Origin of the sequence: Streptomyces acidiscabies (assembly GCF_020010905.1) — a bacterium.
Lineage (GTDB): Bacteria > Actinomycetota > Actinomycetes > Streptomycetales > Streptomycetaceae > Streptomyces > Streptomyces acidiscabies.
On record NZ_JAGJBY010000001.1, the window covers coordinates 5526263 to 5544432 of the forward strand.

Annotated in this window: 22 protein-coding genes; 17 read left to right on the forward strand and 5 right to left on the reverse strand. The window is 71.0% G+C overall.

The features are described from left to right. Positions 1-78 precede the first annotated feature (78 nt). Positions 79-915, forward strand: coding sequence for an LmeA family phospholipid-binding protein (locus J8M50_RS25165; protein WP_010360761.1), 837 nt, complete (start codon positions 79-81; stop codon positions 913-915). Positions 916-922: 7 nt separating this feature from the next. Here the strand turns inward: J8M50_RS25165 and J8M50_RS25170 are convergent, their stop codons facing one another. Continuing rightward, a complete protein-coding gene (locus J8M50_RS25170) occupies positions 923-1558 on the reverse strand; it encodes a TetR/AcrR family transcriptional regulator (RefSeq protein WP_010360762.1) in 636 nt (211 codons plus the stop codon). 136 nt (positions 1559-1694) lie between these two features. On the opposite strand from J8M50_RS25170, the gene J8M50_RS25175 reads away from it, so the two are divergent. From J8M50_RS25175 to J8M50_RS25205, 7 genes are all read left to right on the forward strand, one after another. Further along, positions 1695-2840, forward strand: coding sequence for a VOC family protein (locus J8M50_RS25175; protein WP_029184708.1), 1146 nt, complete (start codon positions 1695-1697; stop codon positions 2838-2840). Beyond that, positions 2837-3787: a fumarylacetoacetate hydrolase family protein gene (locus J8M50_RS25180; protein WP_010360764.1), complete on the forward strand. Its 951-nt coding sequence runs from the start codon at positions 2837-2839 to the stop codon at positions 3785-3787. The genes J8M50_RS25175 and J8M50_RS25180 overlap by 4 nt, the downstream gene beginning before the upstream one ends. Before the next feature lie 8 nt (positions 3788-3795). Continuing rightward, complete coding sequence (gene mhpA, locus J8M50_RS25185; protein WP_075825323.1) at positions 3796-5355, forward strand: bifunctional 3-(3-hydroxy-phenyl)propionate/3-hydroxycinnamic acid hydroxylase MhpA; 1560 nt, start codon at positions 3796-3798, stop codon at positions 5353-5355. Then, positions 5352-7328, forward strand: coding sequence for an acetoacetate--CoA ligase (locus tag J8M50_RS25190; RefSeq protein WP_029184709.1), 1977 nt, complete (start codon positions 5352-5354; stop codon positions 7326-7328). The genes mhpA and J8M50_RS25190 overlap by 4 nt, the downstream gene beginning before the upstream one ends. 120 nt (positions 7329-7448) lie before the next feature. Then, positions 7449-8987: an MFS transporter gene (locus J8M50_RS25195; protein ID WP_010360766.1), complete on the forward strand. Its 1539-nt coding sequence runs from the start codon at positions 7449-7451 to the stop codon at positions 8985-8987. A gap of 165 nt (positions 8988-9152) precedes the next feature. Beyond that, positions 9153-9518, forward strand: a complete 366-nt coding sequence (locus J8M50_RS25200) for a hypothetical protein (RefSeq protein WP_010360767.1) — start codon at positions 9153-9155, stop codon at positions 9516-9518. Positions 9519-9886: 368 nt separating this feature from the next. Next, complete coding sequence (locus tag J8M50_RS25205) at positions 9887-10162, forward strand: hypothetical protein (RefSeq protein ID WP_370516677.1); 276 nt, start codon at positions 9887-9889, stop codon at positions 10160-10162. Here the strand turns inward: J8M50_RS25205 and J8M50_RS25210 are convergent. From J8M50_RS25210 to J8M50_RS25220, 3 genes are all read right to left on the reverse strand, one after another. Then, the gene (locus tag J8M50_RS25210) at positions 10119-10760 is read right to left on the reverse strand and encodes an IS5 family transposase (protein WP_050987430.1); all 642 of its coding nucleotides are present in this window, start codon (positions 10758-10760) and stop codon (positions 10119-10121) included. The two genes, J8M50_RS25205 and J8M50_RS25210, sit on opposite strands and share 44 nt — an antisense overlap. Before the next feature lie 6 nt (positions 10761-10766). Next, positions 10767-11036 (reverse strand): transposase, encoded by a 270-nt coding sequence (locus tag J8M50_RS25215; RefSeq protein WP_223786263.1) that lies wholly within the window; start codon positions 11034-11036, stop codon positions 10767-10769. 336 nt (positions 11037-11372) lie between these two features. Continuing rightward, on the reverse strand, positions 11373-11615 hold the full coding sequence (locus J8M50_RS25220; protein ID WP_141655676.1) for a hypothetical protein: 243 nt from the start codon (positions 11613-11615) through the stop codon (positions 11373-11375). 139 nt (positions 11616-11754) lie between these two features. Here J8M50_RS25220 and J8M50_RS25225 point away from each other — a divergent pair, with 139 nt between their 5' ends. From J8M50_RS25225 to J8M50_RS25260, 8 genes are all read left to right on the forward strand, one after another. After that, positions 11755-12108 (forward strand): zinc ribbon domain-containing protein YjdM, encoded by a 354-nt coding sequence (locus J8M50_RS25225; RefSeq protein ID WP_010360768.1) that lies wholly within the window; start codon positions 11755-11757, stop codon positions 12106-12108. Positions 12109-12276: 168 nt separating this feature from the next. After that, a complete protein-coding gene (locus J8M50_RS25230; protein WP_010360769.1) occupies positions 12277-12618 on the forward strand; it encodes an ArsR/SmtB family transcription factor in 342 nt (113 codons plus the stop codon). Beyond that, on the forward strand, positions 12615-14318 hold the full coding sequence (locus tag J8M50_RS25235; protein ID WP_075662027.1) for a SulP family inorganic anion transporter: 1704 nt from the start codon (positions 12615-12617) through the stop codon (positions 14316-14318). Before J8M50_RS25230 ends, J8M50_RS25235 begins: the two co-directional genes overlap by 4 nt. Continuing rightward, entirely contained in the window at positions 14315-14722 is a 408-nt protein-coding gene (locus J8M50_RS25240) for a pyridoxamine 5'-phosphate oxidase family protein (protein WP_029184682.1), read from the forward strand. The genes J8M50_RS25235 and J8M50_RS25240 overlap by 4 nt, the downstream gene beginning before the upstream one ends. Next, positions 14722-15195, forward strand: a complete 474-nt coding sequence (locus J8M50_RS25245) for an ATP-binding protein (RefSeq protein WP_010360578.1) — start codon at positions 14722-14724, stop codon at positions 15193-15195. The genes J8M50_RS25240 and J8M50_RS25245 overlap by 1 nt, the downstream gene beginning before the upstream one ends. Next, complete coding sequence (locus J8M50_RS25250) at positions 15192-15542, forward strand: STAS domain-containing protein (RefSeq protein ID WP_010360579.1); 351 nt, start codon at positions 15192-15194, stop codon at positions 15540-15542. Before J8M50_RS25245 ends, J8M50_RS25250 begins: the two co-directional genes overlap by 4 nt. A 425-nt stretch (positions 15543-15967) precedes the next feature. After that, a complete protein-coding gene (locus tag J8M50_RS25255; protein ID WP_010360580.1) occupies positions 15968-16663 on the forward strand; it encodes a phosphotransferase family protein in 696 nt (231 codons plus the stop codon). A gap of 310 nt (positions 16664-16973) precedes the next feature. Then, positions 16974-17372, forward strand: a complete 399-nt coding sequence (locus J8M50_RS25260; RefSeq protein ID WP_010360582.1) for a YunG family protein — start codon at positions 16974-16976, stop codon at positions 17370-17372. An 8-nt stretch (positions 17373-17380) separates the two neighbouring features. Here the strand turns inward: J8M50_RS25260 and J8M50_RS25265 are convergent, their stop codons facing one another. Beyond that, entirely contained in the window at positions 17381-17575 is a 195-nt protein-coding gene (locus J8M50_RS25265; RefSeq protein ID WP_010360583.1) for a hypothetical protein, read from the reverse strand. A gap of 196 nt (positions 17576-17771) precedes the next feature. Between J8M50_RS25265 and J8M50_RS25270 the strand changes: the two genes are divergently transcribed. Then, the gene (locus tag J8M50_RS25270) at positions 17772-18125 is read left to right on the forward strand and encodes an ArsR/SmtB family transcription factor (RefSeq protein WP_029184684.1); all 354 of its coding nucleotides are present in this window, start codon (positions 17772-17774) and stop codon (positions 18123-18125) included. Positions 18126-18170 lie beyond the last annotated feature (45 nt).

Below are 18170 nucleotides of genomic sequence, written 5' to 3' on the forward strand. Positions count from 1 at the left end.
CTTCCGTGGTCCACCGGCTTCACGGCGCTGAACCGATCCCGCCCCCTCGCCGACAGCACCGAAGGAAGAGTCCCGCCCATGTCAGAGTCCCCGTACCGGTACGACGACGGCACGTACTTCGATCCGTACCACCCGTCCTACGACCCTTACGGCCACGGTGACGTCACCGACGCCGCGCCCGCGCCCAGGCGCAGCCGTCGGCCTCTCGCCGTCGCCGCGGCTCTTCTCGCGCTCGTCCTCCTTCCCGTCGCTGTCGACCGCGCCGTGGCCGCACGCATCGAGTCGCGCACCGCCAAGGCGTTCCAGGAGGGTATGGACACACCTCTGCCCCCGCAGGTCCACGTCCGCGGCTTCCCGGTGCTGACCCAGGCCGCGTCCGGCATCCTGAACCACGTCGACATCACCGCCCGGGACATACCTGCCGACGGTGACACGAGGCCCCTCCCGGTGAGTGAACTCTCGCTCCGGCTCGAAGGGTTGACGAAGTCCGACGACGACAGCGAGGCGCGCGCCCGCAACGCCGAGGCGACCGCCTTCCTGTCGTACCGGGATCTGTCGAACGCCCTGGGCCTGGAGATCTCGCAGGGAAGCCGTCCCGGTCAGGTGAGCGCGGTGGTGCTCCTGCCCTTCGGCAGGCAGGCCACCGTGACGACCAGTGTCGCCGCGCTCTCCGGGAACCGGATCGCCTTCAGGGATTTCGCCGTTACGGGCGGCGTAGTGCCCGGTGACGGCGGCCGACTCCTCGGCAAGCTCTTCGCGCAGCCGATCCAGCTGCGGAACATCCCCGACGGTCTGCGGCTGCGCTCGGTCACCAGCACGGACGGCGGACTCACCGTCCGTTTCTCGGGCAGTTCGGTCACTTTCCGGCCCGATGACGGCGCTTCGTCCTCCGTGATCGTGAGCGGGAACGCGTGACGCGCCGTCAGCCCAGTTCGGGCAGGGGGCGCCGGGCGACCTCCCGGGCGTCGTCCGGGGGGACGCCCAGCATGAGCAGGACCATTTCGGCCAGATCCGAGGCGGACTCGTCGGCGTCGAGATCCGGGCGGGCGAACCGCAGCTCCAGGAGGGACAGCAGGGTCCCGCCCACGGCGGCCAGGGCGACGGCCGGTTCGACGGCGGTGAAGCGGCCGGAGGCGATGCCGACGTGGAGGTCGCGCAGCGCCCGCCTGCTCAGGCCGTTGTCGGAGTGGAGACGGCCGAGGCCGCGGTGGCGCAGCACTCGGACGAGCTCCGTGTGGGAGTCGGCCATGCGGGCACTGAGCCGAAAGCCCGCGGCGACGAGTTCCGCCGGGTCGTCGATCCCCGTCAGATGCTCGTCGAAGGCTTGGCCGAACTCCTCCAGGGCGTCCACGACCGCTGCCTCGAACAGGTCCGCCTTGGACTCGAAGTGGTTGTAGAAGGAGCCGAAGCCGACATCCGCACGCTCGGCGATCGCCTGGATGCTGGCGCTGGTGTCCCCTGTCTCGGCGAGGATCTGGCGGGCGGCGCGGACGAGTGCCTTGCGGGTCTCGGCGCGGCGTCGCTCGAACCGGTTGTCGAACCGGGCTGACGTGGGCATGGGGCAGAGTCTAACCGGGTGATCCCGGTGATCACAGTTTTGATGATTTCGTCAGTTTCGCTTCGAGCGTCTATTGACGACTCATCTCTCAGAATTGATGATTTCATCAACATGGCGATGTCGCCAGGAGGGCACCATGTCTGAACCACGCGTAGGCGCAGCCGCCGTCGCGACACCTCATCAGGACCTGCACAGCGAACAGGGCGCCCTGCGCGGCGAGCACCCCGGCCGGTCCAGGAACCCCGTGATCAAGGTCACCGACCTGGCCTGGCTGGAGTTCGAGAAGCCCGATCTGGACCGGGCGGAGGTCTTCGCCCGTGACTTCGGCTTCGGCATCGCCGCCCGCACGGAGCGGGAGCTGTGGCTGCGGGCCACTTTCGCCGGCCCGCCGTGCATGGTGATCCGGCGCGGCCGTACGTCCCGTTTCATCGGCCCGGCGTTCCGGGCGGCCGGGCGGGCCGACCTGGACCGGCTGGCGCGGGCGACCGGAGCGGCCGTGCGGGAGGCGGACGTACCCGGCGGCGGCAGGGTGGTCGACCTCCTCGACCCCTCGGGCATCCCGGTACGGGTCGTGCACTGTGCCGAGCAACTGCCCGAACTGCCGGGCCAGCAGCCTGTGCTGCTCAACTTCGGCACCGATCACCGCCGCACGAACGCCCCGCAGCGTCCGCCGCGCGAGCCGTCCCGGATCCAGCGGCTGGGCCATCTGGTGCTGGAGACCAGGGTGTTCGCCCGCGCCCTGGACTGGTACCTGGACACCCTCGGGATGATCGTGTCCGACTTCCTCTTCCTGGACGGGCAGCGCGGGCGGGGCCCTGCGATGGCGTTCATCCGCTGCGACCGGGGCAGCGTGCCCGCCGACCACCACACGCTCGCGATGCACCTGGGACCGGGAACGGGCTACGTCCACTCCGCCTACCAGGTCACGGACCTGGACTCGATCGCGGCCGGCGGCGAGTACCTGGGCGAGCGCGGCTACCGGCGCAGCTGGGGCATCGGCCGGCACATCCAGGGCAGCCAGCTCTTCGACTACTGGCGCGATCCCGACCACTTCATGCTGGAGCACTTCGCCGACGGCGACCTGTTCTCCTGCGACGTCGAACCCGGCTGGGCCCCCATGTCCACGAGCGGCCTCGCCCAGTGGGGGCCGCCCGCCACCCGTGACTTCCTCGGCGCCTTTCCGTCGCCCGCCAAGCTGCGCGAGGTGTGGCACGCCGTGCGCGACGACAACGAACTCGACCCCGCCCGCCTGCTGGGCCTTCTGAAAGCCGTGAACTCATGAGCACCAACGTCCTGCGCACCGCCGACGGCTGGTGGGTCGTCCTCGGCGACCGGGCCGTCCCGGTCGACACCAAGGCCGTGACCACCGCCGAACTGCTGGCCGACCGGCCGGCCGTCCGCGAGGCCGCCGCCTCCGGCGAACCGGGCACACCCGTCGCCGACCTGGTGGCGCTCTCGCCGGTCACCACCCCCTGCCGGGTGGTCGCCCAGATGGTCAACTACCGCAGCCACGCCCGCGATTCGGGCTTCAAGGGCGACATCCCGCCCGCGTTCTTCCGCAAGGCGTCCGGCTCGGTCAGCGGCCCGGGCGACGCCGTCGTCCGCCCCGCGCATGTGAAGTTCCTCGACTACGAGATCGAGTTGGGCCTCGTCATGGGCGCGCCGCTGCCCGTCGGTACCGTCGTCGAGGAGCGGGACCTGCCGTCGTACGTCGCCGGTCTGGTGATCACCAACGACGTCAGCGCCCGTGAGGTGCAGCTGACCAAGACGCAGTTCTACGAGAGCAAGTCGTACCCCACCTTCACTCCGACCGGTCCGTACCTCACCCTGCTGGAGCCGGAGGACTTCGCTCATCTCCTGGACCTGCGGCTGAAGTTGAGCGTCAACGGCGAGCTGCGCCAGGACCGCACCCTCGCCGACATGATCGTCCGCCCGGCACAGGCGCTGACCCTGCTGGCCCGCTTCCAGACCCTGGACGCCGGCGACCTGCTGCTCACCGGAACTCCCGGCGGTACGGCCCTGAAGGCGCCGCCGAAGGCCGTCGAGAAGCTCGGCGCGCTGCTGCCGCCCGCCGTGAAGTGGAAGGCGTTCTTCAGGACCCAGGCGAAGAACCCGCGCTACCTGCACTCCGGCGACGTGATCACGGCGACGATCGCGACCCCGGACGGCCGGATCGACCTGGGCGAGCAGCGCACGCCCGTGGCCGACGCGAACCGAGAGCGGAAGTGAGCCGCACCGTGACCGCCGAATCCCACCCGGCCCACGTACCCGTCGTGATCGTCGGCGCCGGGCCGGTGGGCGTCACCGCCGCCCTGCTGCTGGCCCGGCGCGGGGTGCGGACCCTCGTCCTCGAACGCCACCACGACGTCTACCCCCTGCCCCGGGCCGTCGCCACCGACGACGAGGTCCGCCGCATCCTCCAGGCCGCCGGTGTCGCCGACGAGTTCGCCGCCGTCACCCGTCCGGCACGCGGCCTCAGGCTGCTGGACGCCCGGCACCGGGTGATCGCCGAGTTCCCGCGCTCCGCCCAGGGACACCACGGCTACCCGCAGACCAGCATGTTCGACCAGCCCGAACTGGAACGGCTGCTGCGTGCGGCCCTGGCCCGCCACCCGGAGTGCGAGCTGCGCGGCGGAGCCGAGGTGACGCACGTCGAGCAGCCCGGCACAGGACCGGTCCGGGTCGCCTACCGCGACACCGACGGCGAACACACGCTGCTCGCGGACGCCGTCCTCGGCTGCGACGGTGCGGGCAGCCTCACCCGTGACGCCATCGGCGCCTCCTGGCAGGACATGCGGTTCGAGGAGCACTGGACCGTCATCGACGTGACGACGAAAGCCGCCGTCCGCTCCTGGGAAGGCGTCGACCAGGTCTGCGACGCCCACCGCCCGGCCACCTTCATGCGGATCGGCGAGGACCGCTACCGCTGGGAGTTCCGGCTGGAGGAAGGCGAGACCCTCGACGACGCGCTCCTGCGCGAACTGCTGCTGCCGTGGGTGGACGTCTCCCGCGCCGACGACTTCCGGATCGTCCGGCAGGCCCAGTACACCTTCCGGGCCCGCGTCGCCGACCGCTGGCGCCGAGGCCGTGTCCTCCTCCTCGGCGACGCCGCACACCTCACCCCGCCGTTCGTCGGACAGGGGCTGGCCTCGGGACTGCGGGACGCCTGCAACCTGAGCTGGAAACTCGCCCGCGTCCTGCGGCAGGGTGGCGACGAACGCCTGCTGGACACCTACGAGCAGGAACGGAAACCGCACGTCCGGCACGTGATCCACCTCGCGGTCGCCGCCGGCTGGGCCATGACCGGCGGCCACGGCCGCGCCGCCGCCCTGCGCCGCAGGGCCGTCGCCGCGGTCTGCCGCGTCCCGGGTGTGGCGGACCGGGCCAGCCAGGATCTCGGCCGCCCGCTGCGCCCCGGCCCCCTCGTACGAAGCGGCCGGCTCGGCGGCACCCACTGCCCGCAGCCGCCGGTGACGGCCGCGCAACGCTTCGACGACCTCCTCGGCGAATCCTTCGCCCTGGTGACAGCGGTCCCCGTGCCACCGGGTCTGCGCGCGCTCACCGACGCCCTGGGAGCGCGGGTCGTCGACGTCCACGGCGCGGGCGACGACGGAACCCTCGCCGCCTGGCTGCGGGCGGGCCGCGCCGACGCCGTGCTGCTGCGCCCCGACCGCGTCGTCCTGGACGTCGTCCCGGCCGGGGCCGTCACCTTCACCGCGACCGCCGCCTGGGCGCCGCTGCTCTGCACCACCCGCATGCCCGCCGAACTCCCCCCGCCGAGGAGAGCCGCCTCATGACCACGCCGTACGCCGGCCCGTTCTGGACGCCGGACCCGCAAGCCGCCGAGCACAGCCGGATCGCGGACTTCGCCCGCCGCAGCGCAGTGGACCCGGCCGACTACGCCGCCCTGCACCGCTGGTCGGTCACCGACCTGGAGGGTTTCTGGGGCGCGGTGTGGGAGTACTTCGCCGTCGACGCGGACACCCCCTACGAGCGGGTCCTGGCCGAGGAGACCATGCCCGGGGCCCGCTGGTTCTCCGGAGCCACCCTCAACTACGCCCACCACGCCCTGCGCGACCTCGCCGACGACGCCCCGGCGATCATCGCCCTCGACGAGACCGGCTTCGGCTACACGGTGACCGGCGGGCGGCTGCGCTCCCAGGTCGCGTCCGTCGCCGCCACCCTGCGCGACCTCGGGGTGGGACAGGGCGACCGCGTCGTCGGCTACCTGCCCAACACCCCGCACGCCGTGATCGCGTTCCTGGCCGCCGCGAGCCTGGGAGCCGTGTGGTCGGTGTGCGGGCAGGACTACGCCCCCGGGGCCGCCGCCGACCGCTTCGGCCAGCTGGAGCCGACCGTCCTGATCGCCGCCGACGGCTACCTCTTCAACGGCGCGACCCACGACCGCCGCGAGGCCACCCTCGACCTCGCCCGCGCGCTGCCGACGCTGAAGGCGATCGTGCTGGTCGACCACCTCGGCCTGCACGGCCTGTCGTCGGCGTATCCGGCACTGGTCCTGCCGTGGGACGACGCCGCCACCCGCACCGAGGAACTCGCCTGTGTACCGGTTTCGTTCGACCATCCGCTGTGGGTCGTGTTCTCCTCCGGCACCACCGGCCTGCCCAAGGGCATCGTCCATGGCCACGGCGGCGTGGTGCTGGAGCACCTGAAAACCCTGGGGCTGCACTCGGACTTGGGCCCCGGCGACCGTCTGCTCTGGTACACGACCACCCACTGGATGATGTGGAACCTCGTCGTCTCCTCCCTCCTGACGGGCGCGGCGGTCTGCACCTACGACGGCAGCCCGGCCCCGCTCACCCGGCCGGACGTCCTCTGGGAGCTGGCGGCCCGCCACGGCGTCACCCTCTTCGGCACCAGTCCTCAGTACCTGCTGGGCATGGCCGAGTTCGGCATCGACCCGTCCGTCCACGACCTGTCGGCGATCCGTGCCATCGGCTGCACCGGCTCCGCCCTGCCGGCCTCCGCCCACCCCTGGGTGCGGGACCACATCGGCGAACGGGTCCAGCTCGTGTCCATCAGCGGCGGCACGGACGTCGTCTCCGGGTTCGCCGGCGGCGCCCCCACCCTGCCGGTGTGGGCGGGCGAACTGTCCGCGCCCGCCCTGGGGGTCGCCCTCGCCGCGTACGACGAGGACGGCACGCCCGTGGTGGACCGCGTCGGCGAGCTGGTGGTCACCCGGCCGATGCCGTCGATGCCGCTGCGCCTCTGGAACGACCCCGACGGCACCCGCTACCGCGACGCCTACTTCTCGGCCTACGAGGGTGTGTGGCGGCACGGCGACTGGATCACGGTCACGGGGCATGGCTCGGTGATCGTGCACGGCCGCTCCGACTCCACCCTCAACCGCAACGGTGTACGCCTGGGCGGCGCCGACATCCACGACGTCGTCGAGCGGCTGCCGGAGATCACGGAAGCCCTGGTCATCGGCGCGGAGCAGCCCGACGGCGGCTACTGGATGCCCCTGTTCGTGGTCCTCGCGCCCGGTGCCGCACTGGACGACGCCCTGTGCGACCGCATCCGCGAGGCGATCCGCACCGGAGCCTCACCCCGCCACGTCCCCGACGAGATCATCGAGGTGCCGGCGATCCCGCACACCCGCACCGGCAAGAAGCTGGAGGTGCCGGTCAAACGCCTGCTCCAGGGCGCTCCCGCCGAACAGGTCGTCAACCCGGCCACCGTGGACGACCCCGAGCTGATCGGTCTCTACGTCCGGCTGGGGGCCGACTACCGCGACCGGCAGCGCTGCTGACCACGTCGCCTTCCGTTTGTGAGATTTGCTCGTGTATGTCCTTCGGGGCAGACTCGCTTGACATCAAACTTGATGATTACATCAAATACAATCGTCCGCCCCAGCACTCCCCGAGGACCCATGACCACCACCCCCCACACCGAGACAGCGCCATCCGTCGCGACCGGCCCCGCCGGAACCCGCGGCGTGCTGTTCGCCATGTGTCTGTCGCTCGTCCTGGTCGTCGCGTCCGTCTCGGCGCTCAACCTCGCCCTGCCGGAGCTGGCCATCGACCTGTCGGCCTCCAGCAGCGCCCTGACCTGGACCGCTGACGCCTACACCGTGGCTCTGGCCGCACTGGTCCTTCCCCTGGGCGCGATCGGTGACCGCCTCGGCCGCCGCAACGTCCTCGTCGTCGGCACCGTCGTCTTCGGCGCCGCCTCGCTCGCGGCCTCCTTCGCCGACACCACCAGCACACTCATCGCCTGGCGGGCCGTCATGGGTCTCGGCGCAGCGATGATCATGCCGGGCACGCTGTCGACGATCACGGCCGCCTTTCCTCCGGAGCTGCGCGCCAAGGGCGTCGCCACCTGGTCGGGCTTCGCTGCGGCGGGCGCCATCATCGGCATGCTCGCGGCCGGCGCACTGCTGGAGCAGTTCAGCTGGCGGTCGATCTTCGTCACCAGCGCCGCCGCCTCGCTGGCCGCCGGCCTCGCCGCCGTACTGCTGGCCCCCAACACCAAGGACGCCCACCCCCACCGGCCCGACGTCGTCGGCGCCGTCAGCACCGCCCTGGCCATCGGCGCCCTCGTGTTCGGGATCATCGAGGGCAACGAGAAGGGGTGGACGGAACCGGTGGTGATCGGTGCCTTCGCCGTCACCGTCCTGTGCTTCGCGGTCTACGCCTACGTCGGACGGCGCACCGAACATCCGCTGCTGGACCCGGCGTTGTTCGGCATCCGCGGGTTCCGGGCGGGCGCCATCACGGTCCTCGTGCAGTTCATGGCCGTCTTCGGATTCTTCTTCGTAGGCCTCCAGTACCTCCAGCTCATCCTGGGCTACAGCCCGCTGAAGGCCGCGCTCGCCCTGCTTCCGGTGGCCCTCGTCGTCATGCCGGTCTCCGCCCTCACCCCGCGGCTCGTGCACCGGTTCGGCATGAAGGCGACCATGAGCACCGGCCTGTTCCTGCTGGCTGCGGGACTGTTCGTCATCTCCCTCCTCGACGTCGGCTCGGGCTACCTGCCGTTCCTCGGTGGCCTGGTGGTGGCGGGCCTCGGGATCGGCCTGAGCGGCGCCGTCGGCACCTCGGCCATCACCGGTTCCCTCGGCCAGGGGCAGCAGGGGGTCGCCTCCGCCATGAACGACACCACACGGGAGGTCGGTTCGGCGGTCGGGATCGCGCTCATGGGTTCGATCTACGGCAGCCACTACCGCTCCTCGCTCTCCTCCTCGACCGACGCGCTCCCGCCGGGCGCCGCCGAGTCCGTCCGCCACTCGGCTGCCGCCGGCCTCCACGTCGCGGACCAACTCGGCGCGCGAGGCGCCGCCCTCGCCGACAGCGTCAGGTCCGCGTTCATGGACGGACTGTCCGCGTCCCTGATCGCGGTGTGCGTCGTCGTCCTCGCGGCGGCGATCGGAGCCCTGCTGCGGGCACCGAAGACGCCCCCGACGGCGGACTGACCCGCAGGGGCGCACGGCAGACAGACGCCGGCGAGAAGAGCCGGTGTCTCGTCGCTGGTGGAGCCGCGAGCGGCAAGGGCGGGAACTTTGTTCCGCTCGCGTCCCCGACGACCCTGGTCGACACCAGTACCGGTGTCGGCCTGGGAACCTCCCTATAGTTGCCAGGTGTTCGGACCGGCCGTCTCGGTCGACGTACAGGCGGTCGATCCGAGTGCCGCCACCTGGCTGGAGCTGTGGCCGAGCGGTACGGCCCAGCCCTCGCCGGGCTCGGCCCTGAACGTCTCCACCGGGCAGAACGCGGACAACTCACAGATCGTCGCGGTCGGCAAGATCGACGCCTTCAACCACGCCGGCACCAGCGGCCTCAAGATCACGGTGAACGGTTACTTCACCAGCGGGTTAGGGCTGGATCCTGCTGACCCGGCCGCGGAAACCCACCAACAACGACTTCGATCTCATGACGCCCGGCGACGACTACCTAGACGTCACCTCAGCCTTGGTGGACGAGAGTGCACTGACCCAACTTGCTGAAGCCGAAGACCTCCTGCGAGAGAGCGCTGACGCGATCTTCGATCTCGCCGGCACGCTTGTAGCCGACTTCGCCGCCTACGTCTGGTTCACCCTGGACGCCCTATCGGCTCTACCCACCCTGGTCGCACCGGACGAACCATTGCGGGCCGTGCGCCGCCTCCTCGCCATGCAGCAGCTTGACCCGGAGATCCGCGAACGCTGGCTGAACTTGGCCAACCACGTCGCCGACCAGTACAGAACCACCGACCCAACTACGCGCCGGTGGTGGACCACGACCGGCCGACGACGCCGCCGCGTCCGAGGACCAGCACCATTCGGACGGGCAGCCGGTTCGTCCCGAGCCGGCGAACGCGGCGAAGCCGAAGTCCGTGGTGCCGATGTGGCGCGCGGGGCTGCCCTGGGCCGCGCTGTCAGTGGACTATCAGCGCATCCTGCAAGCTCTCGCGGACCGGAACCGGCTCGGTCAAGGTCCGCTGACGTGCCAGGAGATGGCCGCCTGCTTCGGCCTGGATCCGGTGCCGGGGAAGGTGGAGACGTTGCGTTCGAAGGCGAAGCGGCTGACAGTGCGCGGCTGGCTGGTCGAGTCGGCGCCGGGCCGGTTCACGCTCGCGAAGGACCTGGCCGGGCAAGGCGCCGGGTCATGAGCGTCGTCATCGACCAGTAGACCATCGCTTCCGCGCTGCTGGTGGAGCGCTCGAAATCGCGCACGAGGCGGCGGCTTTGCATCAGGTGGGCGAAGAACCGCTCCACGATCCACCTCTTCGGCAGCACGACGAAGCCACGCATGTCGTCGCTGCGCTTGACGATGGCGAGGACCACGGCAAGGACGGCGAGGCTGTGCTCGACGAGGTTGCCGGTGTAGCCACCGTCGGCCCAGACCAGGGCCAGCAGGTGGTGTGCGGCGGCGACCTGGGCGAGCAGGACCCGGGCGGCGGCGCGGTCGCCGACGTCGGCGGCGGTGACCATGACCGCGAGCAGTAGGCCGAGGGTGTCGACCACGGCATGGCGCTTGCGGCCGTTGATCAGCTTGCCGCCGTCGAAGCCGCGGCTGGCGGATCCGACCGCCGCGTCCGCCTTGACCGACTGGGAGCCGATTACGCCCGCGCTCGGCTCCGGATCCCGCCCGGCCTGCTCGCGCACTCGGCGCCGGAGCCGGTCGTGGAACTCCCGGACCAGGCCGTGGTCGCGCCAGCGTCGGAAGAACGCATAGACCCGGTCCGACGGCGGGAAGTCGACTGGGATGGCCCGCTACTTTGTGCCGTTGTCGACGAGGTAGCGGATCGCGTCCAGTATCGCTCGGTGGCAGTAGGACTCCGGCTGGCCGCCTCGGCCGCGCAGCCAGCCCGGCACCGGCAGCAGCGGCCTGGCCACCGCCCACTCGGCGTCCGACATGCCGGTCGGGCAGCGGCGCTCGCGCACCCCACGGTCGCCGGCGTTCCCGAACCTGTGAGCCAGGCAGTCACACGGAGGAGTGGCCGAAGTGGACCCCGCCTCCGCGATGCCGTAAAAATGCGACAACAGGGTCTCCTGGAACGGTCGTTGGCGTAGACACCCTTCGAGCTACCAGGAGGCCCTGCTTCTATGCGTGGTAGCGGCCGCGGTCACCCGATCGAGATCTCCTCTCGACCGATACCGCTCGTAGAGCGGGCCGACGACCGTCACTAAGTTCGAAAGAGCTGCGGGTAGGGACAGACGTCCAGGGGCTCCGCAGGCCGATCCGCCCAGTGCCACCAGAAGTGACCCGCCGAACACTTCCAGGCATGGCGGCACACGCGCTTCTTGTCTGCGTCACGGAGAGACAGGACAAGACCCAGGCTCCTCAGCGCTCGCCCGCAGTCGGGGCAGCCTGGCTGTTCAGGAGGGTTGTCCACGGCCGACAGGGTAGCTCACCCAATCGAGACGCCTGTTCGACCCGCATTCCTCAAGATCGGAACGACAACAGCCACTGAGCCGGTAGAGGGCTGCCATGTCCGCATGTTGAGTGAACCGGCGCAGCAGGACGGCGATGCGGCGGTCGTTGCCGGAGCGCACCGCGCGTACCAGGCGGTGTATGTCCGCGGAGACGTCGATGGGGGAGTCGTGATCCAGGGTGGCCATGCGGCCAAGTCAACAGGCCGGGTCCAGTGGCCATGAGGTTTGTCACCTGAACGGATGAACTAGTGGACGGGGGGTGAGGCGGCCGATGCGCGGGTAACGCCGTCCGTTTCACCCTCCGGGTGCCGGATACGCTCGCGGAATGATCGAGAACCCTCCTCCCTGTCCGACGTGCTCGTGCGAGTACACCTACGAGATGAACGCCCTGATCGTGTGTCCCGAGTGCGGTCACGAGTGGGTGCCCGGTGAGGCGGCTCCCGTCGCCGCGGAGAGCGAGCGGGTCGTCAAGGACTCCGTCGGGAACGTGCTGCGGGACGGGGACGCCGTCGTGGTCGTGAAGGCGCTGAAGGTGAAGGGGAGTCCGTCGGGGATCAAGGCGGGGACCAAGGTGCGCGGGATCCGGCTGGTGGACGGGGTGGACGGGCACGACATCGACTGCCGGATCGACGGGTTCGGGGCGATGCAGCTGAAGTCGAGCGTGGTGCGCAAGGCGTAGGGACGGCCCCCGGCGGGCTTCCAGGCATCCCTCTGCTGCTGAATTGCGTAATTTCGCAATTAGTTAGATGCTGTTCCGGCTGTGCCCGCAGGTTGCCTTGCCGTGCGGGCACAGCGTCTTCGTATCCGCCCGTCCACCCGGGCATCGACCAGGGGAGGCCGAGGGACTGTGTCCGTTCCGCTGTATCAGGCGAAGGCCGAGTTCTTCCGGATGCTCGGGCATCCGGTACGGATCCGCGTGCTGGAGCTGCTCCAGGACGGACCGCTGCCGGTGAGGGAGTTGCTGGCCGCCGTCGAGGTGGAGGCTCCCGGCCTGTCGCAGCAGCTCGCGGTGTTGCGCCGGTCGGGGATCGTCGCCTCGCGGCGGGAGGGTGCGAGCGTCGTCTACGAGCTGGCCGGCGGGGACGTCGCCGACCTGATGAGGGCCGCGCGGCGCATCCTGACGGAAGTACTGTCCGGACAGGGTGAGCTGCTGGCCGAGCTGCGGGAGCAAGAGGTGGCTTCCCGATGAGCGCGTCGTCTTCGCCGATCGGCCGGGTGGCGGCACGCCTGCTGTCGCTGCTGCCTTCGCGTACGGACCTGGAGCAGATACGCCGCGACCCGCGCCGTGACCTCCTCGCCGGGCTGACCGTCGCGGTCGTCGCGCTGCCTCTCGCTCTCGGGTTCGGGGTGTCCTCCGGGCTCGGCGCCGAGGCGGGGCTCGCGACGGCGGTGATCGCGGGCGCGCTGGCCGCGGTCTTCGGCGGCTCGAACCTCCAGGTGTCGGGCCCGACCGGCGCGATGACCGTCGTCCTGGTGCCGATCGTCGGCGAGTACGGTCCGGGCGGTGTCCTCACGGTCGGGCTCATGGCCGGCGTGATGCTGGTCGTGCTGGCCGGGCTGCGGGCGGGCCGGTACATGCGGTACATCCCCGCGCCCGTGGTCGAGGGGTTCACGCTCGGGATCGCCTGCGTGATCGGCCTCCAGCAGATACCCAACGCGCTGGGCGTACCCAAACCGGACGGCGACCGTGTCCTCGTCGTCGCCTGGCGCGCGGCCGGGGAGTTCGCGAAGGCGCCGAACTGGACCGCCCTCGCTCTCGCCGTGTCCGTGGCCGCCCTGATGCTGGCCGGCGCCCGGTGGCGGCCCACCGTCCCCTTCTCCCTCGTCGCGGTGGCCGCCGCGACCGCCGTGGCCCACTTCGCCCACCTCGACGCGGCTCACCCCATCGGCGACCTGCCCGCCGGGCTCCCCGCACCCTCCCTCGCCTTCCTCGACCCCGGCGCGCTCGGCACCCTGCTCGCCCCGGCCGTCGCGGTCGCGGCGCTGGCCGCGCTGGAGTCGCTGCTGTCGGCGTCCGTCGCGGACGGCATGACCGTCGGCCAACAGCACGACCCGGACCGGGAGCTGTTCGGCCAGGGCCTCGCGAACATCGCCGCCCCGCTGTTCGGCGGCGTCCCCGCGACCGGCGCCATCGCCCGCACGGCGGTCAACGTCCGCACCGGCGCCGCCTCCCGCCTCGCCGCCCTCACCCACGCGGCCGTCCTCGCACTGATCGTCTTCGCCGCCGCACCCCTCGTCTCCAAGATCCCGCTGGCCGCACTCGCCGGGGTGCTGCTCGCGACCGCGGTCCGGATGGTCGAGGTCGGCTCCCTCAAGGCGATGGCCAGGGCGACCCGCTCCGACGCCGCGATACTCGTCCTGACCGCCGCCGCGACCCTCGCCCTCGACCTCGTGTACGCGGTCGTCATCGGCCTCGCCGTCGCGGGCGCCCTCGCCCTGCGCGCCGTCGCCCTCCAGGCCCGCCTCGACGAGGTCCCCCTCGACCGGGGCGACCACACCGCCGAGGAACACGCCCTGCTCGCCGAGCACATCGTCGCCTACCGCCTCGACGGGCCCCTCTTCTTCGCCGCCGCCCACCGGTTCCTGCTGGAGCTGACCGAGGTCGCCGACGTCCGCGTCGTCATCCTGCGCATGTCCCGCGTGACCACCATGGACGCCACCGGCGCCCTCGTCCTCAAGGACGCCGTCGACAAGCTCCGCCGCCGCGGCATTGCCGTCCACACCTCCGGCGTACGGCCCGGCCAGCGCCAGGTCCTGGAATCGGTCGGCGCCCTCGACCCCGTACACGACCACCCCAGCACCCCCGAGGCGATCCACGCCGCCCGCGCCCACCTGGAGACGACCGGCGTCCTGCCGGCTCTCTCCCCGGACGAGGAGGCCCTGAGATGAGCACGTCCCCTTCTGCTCTGCGGATGGTCGAGGTCTCCGGCGCGGAGAGCCTGTGGCTGATCGAAGGCAGCAGCACCGGTCGGCTGGTGTACGTGCAACGGGAGCTGCCTGCTGTCCGGCCCGCCCGACACGTGTGGGAGTACGGCCGGCTGGTCGTCCGCACGCCGGCACCTGCCGCTTCGGTACCCGTGACGGCGGCGTACCACGTGGACGAGATCCGCGCCGTGCACGGCACCGGCTGGACGGTCACCGTCTCCGGTCCCGTCGACATGATCACCGACCGGGACGAGGCCGCCCACTACCGGCGCACCCTGTCCGGCTGGACCCACGGTCCTCATGACACACTCCTGCGCCTGCACCCCCAGACGGTCACCGGGTTCCGGCTCGCCCGGCCGCAGCCATGATGTCCTCCCTGCACGCGGCCCTGCCGCGCCGGCACGTGCTCACCCTGCCGACCGATCCCTCCGCCGTCCGCCTGGCGCGGGAGACGGCCGAACGGGCGCTGGCGGAGTGGGGGATCGGGATGCGCCACGCCGTGGTCGGTCCGGCGCTGCTGATCCTCGCGGAGCTGGTCACCAATGCCGTCCGGCATGCCGCGGTGCTCTCCCCGCAGGTGACCGTGATCTACGCGGCGGGTCCCGACGTCCTGGCCTTCGCCGTCCACGACCGTCACCCCTACCGGCCTCCACTGGACGGCGATGCCTTCGCCACCTGGACAGGCGGCCTGGGCATCGTCATGGAGCTCGTCCGCGACCTGGACGGCACCGCGACGGTCCGCCCGGACGCCGACAGCGGCGGCAAGAGCATCTGGATCACCCTTCCCTTCCGGTCGTCCGACCCGACGAGCCATACACACCAGGAAGCCGACCGACCATGACCATCGAGTGGAACTACACCGTCCAGGGACGCATCGCCGTTCTGTCCGTCACCGGATACCTGGGTCCGGACGCGGTCCGCCGCTTCACCGGCGCGATCGGCTGGGTCGCGGCACGCGACAGCGGCCCGGTGATCCTCGACCTGACCGACCTGCGCGGCTGGTCGGCCGAGGGACAACAGGCCATCACCGAGGCCGCACGCCATCTGGCAGATGCGGGCCGCACCCTGGAACTCGCCGCGATCCCCGCCGACGGCTCCCTCGTCCCCACCGCCGACTGCCCGCCGATCCCCGTCCACGCCGACCTGGCGGCGGCCCTCATCGCGCACCCCGCCGGGAGCCGGGACTGACCGGCGGGAGACCATGGTCAGGAGCGGACCATCGGCTGGCCGGGAACCCCGGAACCCGGTACGGCGCCTGTCTTCGGACACCGCCCCCGCACCGGACCGGCTCTCCTGCCGGCGTGCGCCCACCGTCCTCCCGCCCTACCTCGATCACCTCCGGCAGCATTGGGACGAGGGTGAGCACGGTGTGTACGAAGTTTCGGCCCGGGGCGCCGGGTGAGTGGTTCGGTAATGCCCGCACCGTCACAGCGCACGACTTCATTCCCTGACCAACGACTTCCGCGTCGGATCTCTGAGCACATGTCCCAGAAGGAGATCAGGCCAGCCCGCGCGTGGGCCTCCGCGGCCTTCGGCGCGCACCGGTCATACGACAGCGCGGTCCGCGATCATTTCCTGGACAAGATCAGGGAACGAGGAAGCAGGTGGGTCGCATGACCGAGCAACCCCCGGCCGAGGCAACCAGACTGCCGCACGGATACACCAACACCACCGAGTTCGGCCCCGGAGCGGTTCACAAGTTCTATCTCGGCCCGGACCTGGACGAACGGCTGAGGGTGGAACTCGCCGCACTGACCGGGCTGGCCGGACGCCTCCCCGTCCCGGCAGTGCTGTCCCACACTGCCGGGGAACTGCGGATCGCTCGCGTCGTCGGCCGGCACGGGCAGGAAGTCCTGGATGACGAGGACCAGCGGCTCGCGCGCAATGTGCTGCGGCTGTGCGGCGTCCTGCGCCGTGAACTGTCGGCGATCGACCCGGCCGGCGTGCCTGGGCTGCCCGGCACCGGCCCGGTCATCGTCCATGGTGACTTCGGCCCGCAGAACCTGCTGGTGACGCCTGACGGAGGAACCGCGTTCGCGGTCATCGACTGGGAGTCCGCGTACCTCGGCACCGTCGTCGAGGACCTTGCGTGGGCGGAGTGGATCATCCGGACCCATCACCCTCACCTGCGGTTCTGTCTCGACGAGCTGTTCGTCGGGTACGGCGCGCGCCCTGCCTGGTCCGAGTGGCGGGCCGCGATGCTGCGTGCCTGTCACCGGTGCCGTGACTTCTGCCGCCGGTGGGAGGATCCGGCTGCGGTCGCGTTGTGGGACGAGCGGATCGCGGCCACCGAAGCGTTCCGGGAATGACCTCAAAGGAGGAGTTCGGGTATGCAAGCAGTGACGCCGCCGGATGAACCCGTTCTGGCTGTTGCCGTGATGGGACACCCTCACCGACAGCGGCAGGCGGCCGATCTCGCCTTGGCCTTGCCGGAAGGCGCCACCCACCACCTCGTGGTGCAGGACGACTCGCTGCCGTCGGAGAAGCTCCCGCTCCAGCCGGCCCGTCTGGTGGCGGCCGAACCGGACGCGGCGATCTGTGTCCGGCGGTTCACGCTGCCCAGCGGCCGACGGGACCTGTGGTACCGGTGTTGTCAGTGGCGGCTGCGATGCTGGCGGCATGCTCCCGTGGAACCTGCTCGACCTCGACAGAGCCCTGCGTACTGCCTGGGCCGCCGACACGTGTTCGCCCGACGACCGGGACGAGTGGCGGCCGGACAACCCGGCCTGGGGACACTGCGACATCACAGCCCTGGTCGTCCATGACGTCTTCGGCGGTGACCTCATGGTCGGCGAGGTGTATCTCGACGGGACCCAGCACGGCTTCCACTGGTGGAACCGGCTGTCCAGCGGTGTGGAACTCGACCTGACGTACGAGCAGTTCCGGCGCGGACAGACGGTCAAGGAGGCGCGGCTCGTCGTGCGTCCGCCGGGTCCGCTGCCTCGCCGCTGGGAGGAGTACCTCCTGCTGCGCGAGCGGGTCGCCGGACACCTCGGTCCGCTTCCGGAACCCGCCTGAGCGGCGGGTCAGCCGGTTTGGGTCCGCTCGTCGTCTTCGGGCTTCGGGGTGCGGTGGCCCGAGAAGGAGAGCCGCAGCATGCGGTTGTGGCCGCAGCGGGGACAGCCGCCGTCCGGGGTGAGTGCGGCGGGTCGGCAGGCCAGTCGGCAGGACGGGCACTTCAGCCAGGTGGCGCCGAAACCGCGTAGCGGGACGATCCTCATCTGAACCTCCCTCGTACGACTTAGGTAGTTGCTAACATTAGCAATTAATGAGGTCGTCACTGCCGGGTTCCGGCGGGATCCTCGCCTCGACGCGGGTGAGGATGAGCCGGATGTCGTCGACGAACGGGTGGATGCGATGTACCGAAGTCCGGCCGCCGGGGCCGTACTGCCGCCGTACCGAGGGGAGGCCGGCCCGGTGAGTACGCCGCTGTACCAGTTGAAGGCCGAGTTCTTCAAGACCCTCGGCCATCCGGCCCGTATCCGGGTGCTGGAGCTGCTGAGCGTGCGGGAGCACGCGGTGGCGGAGATGCTGCCCGAGGTGGGGATCGAGCCGGCTCACCTCTCCCAGCAGTTGGCCGTGCTGCGGCGCGCGAACCTGGTCGTGACCCGTAAGGAGGGTTCGGCCGTGTACTACTCGCTGACCAGTCCGCAGGTCGCGGAACTGCTGAGTGTGGCCCGCTCCATCCTCTCCGGTGTCCTGGCGGGGCAGGCGGAACTGCTCGCCGACCTCCAGGCCGTGCAGCGGGAGGCGAACCCGCCGTCCTCGTGATGGTTCCTCGACCGGCGGGCCGCCTTCAGAGCGTCCGACAGCGCT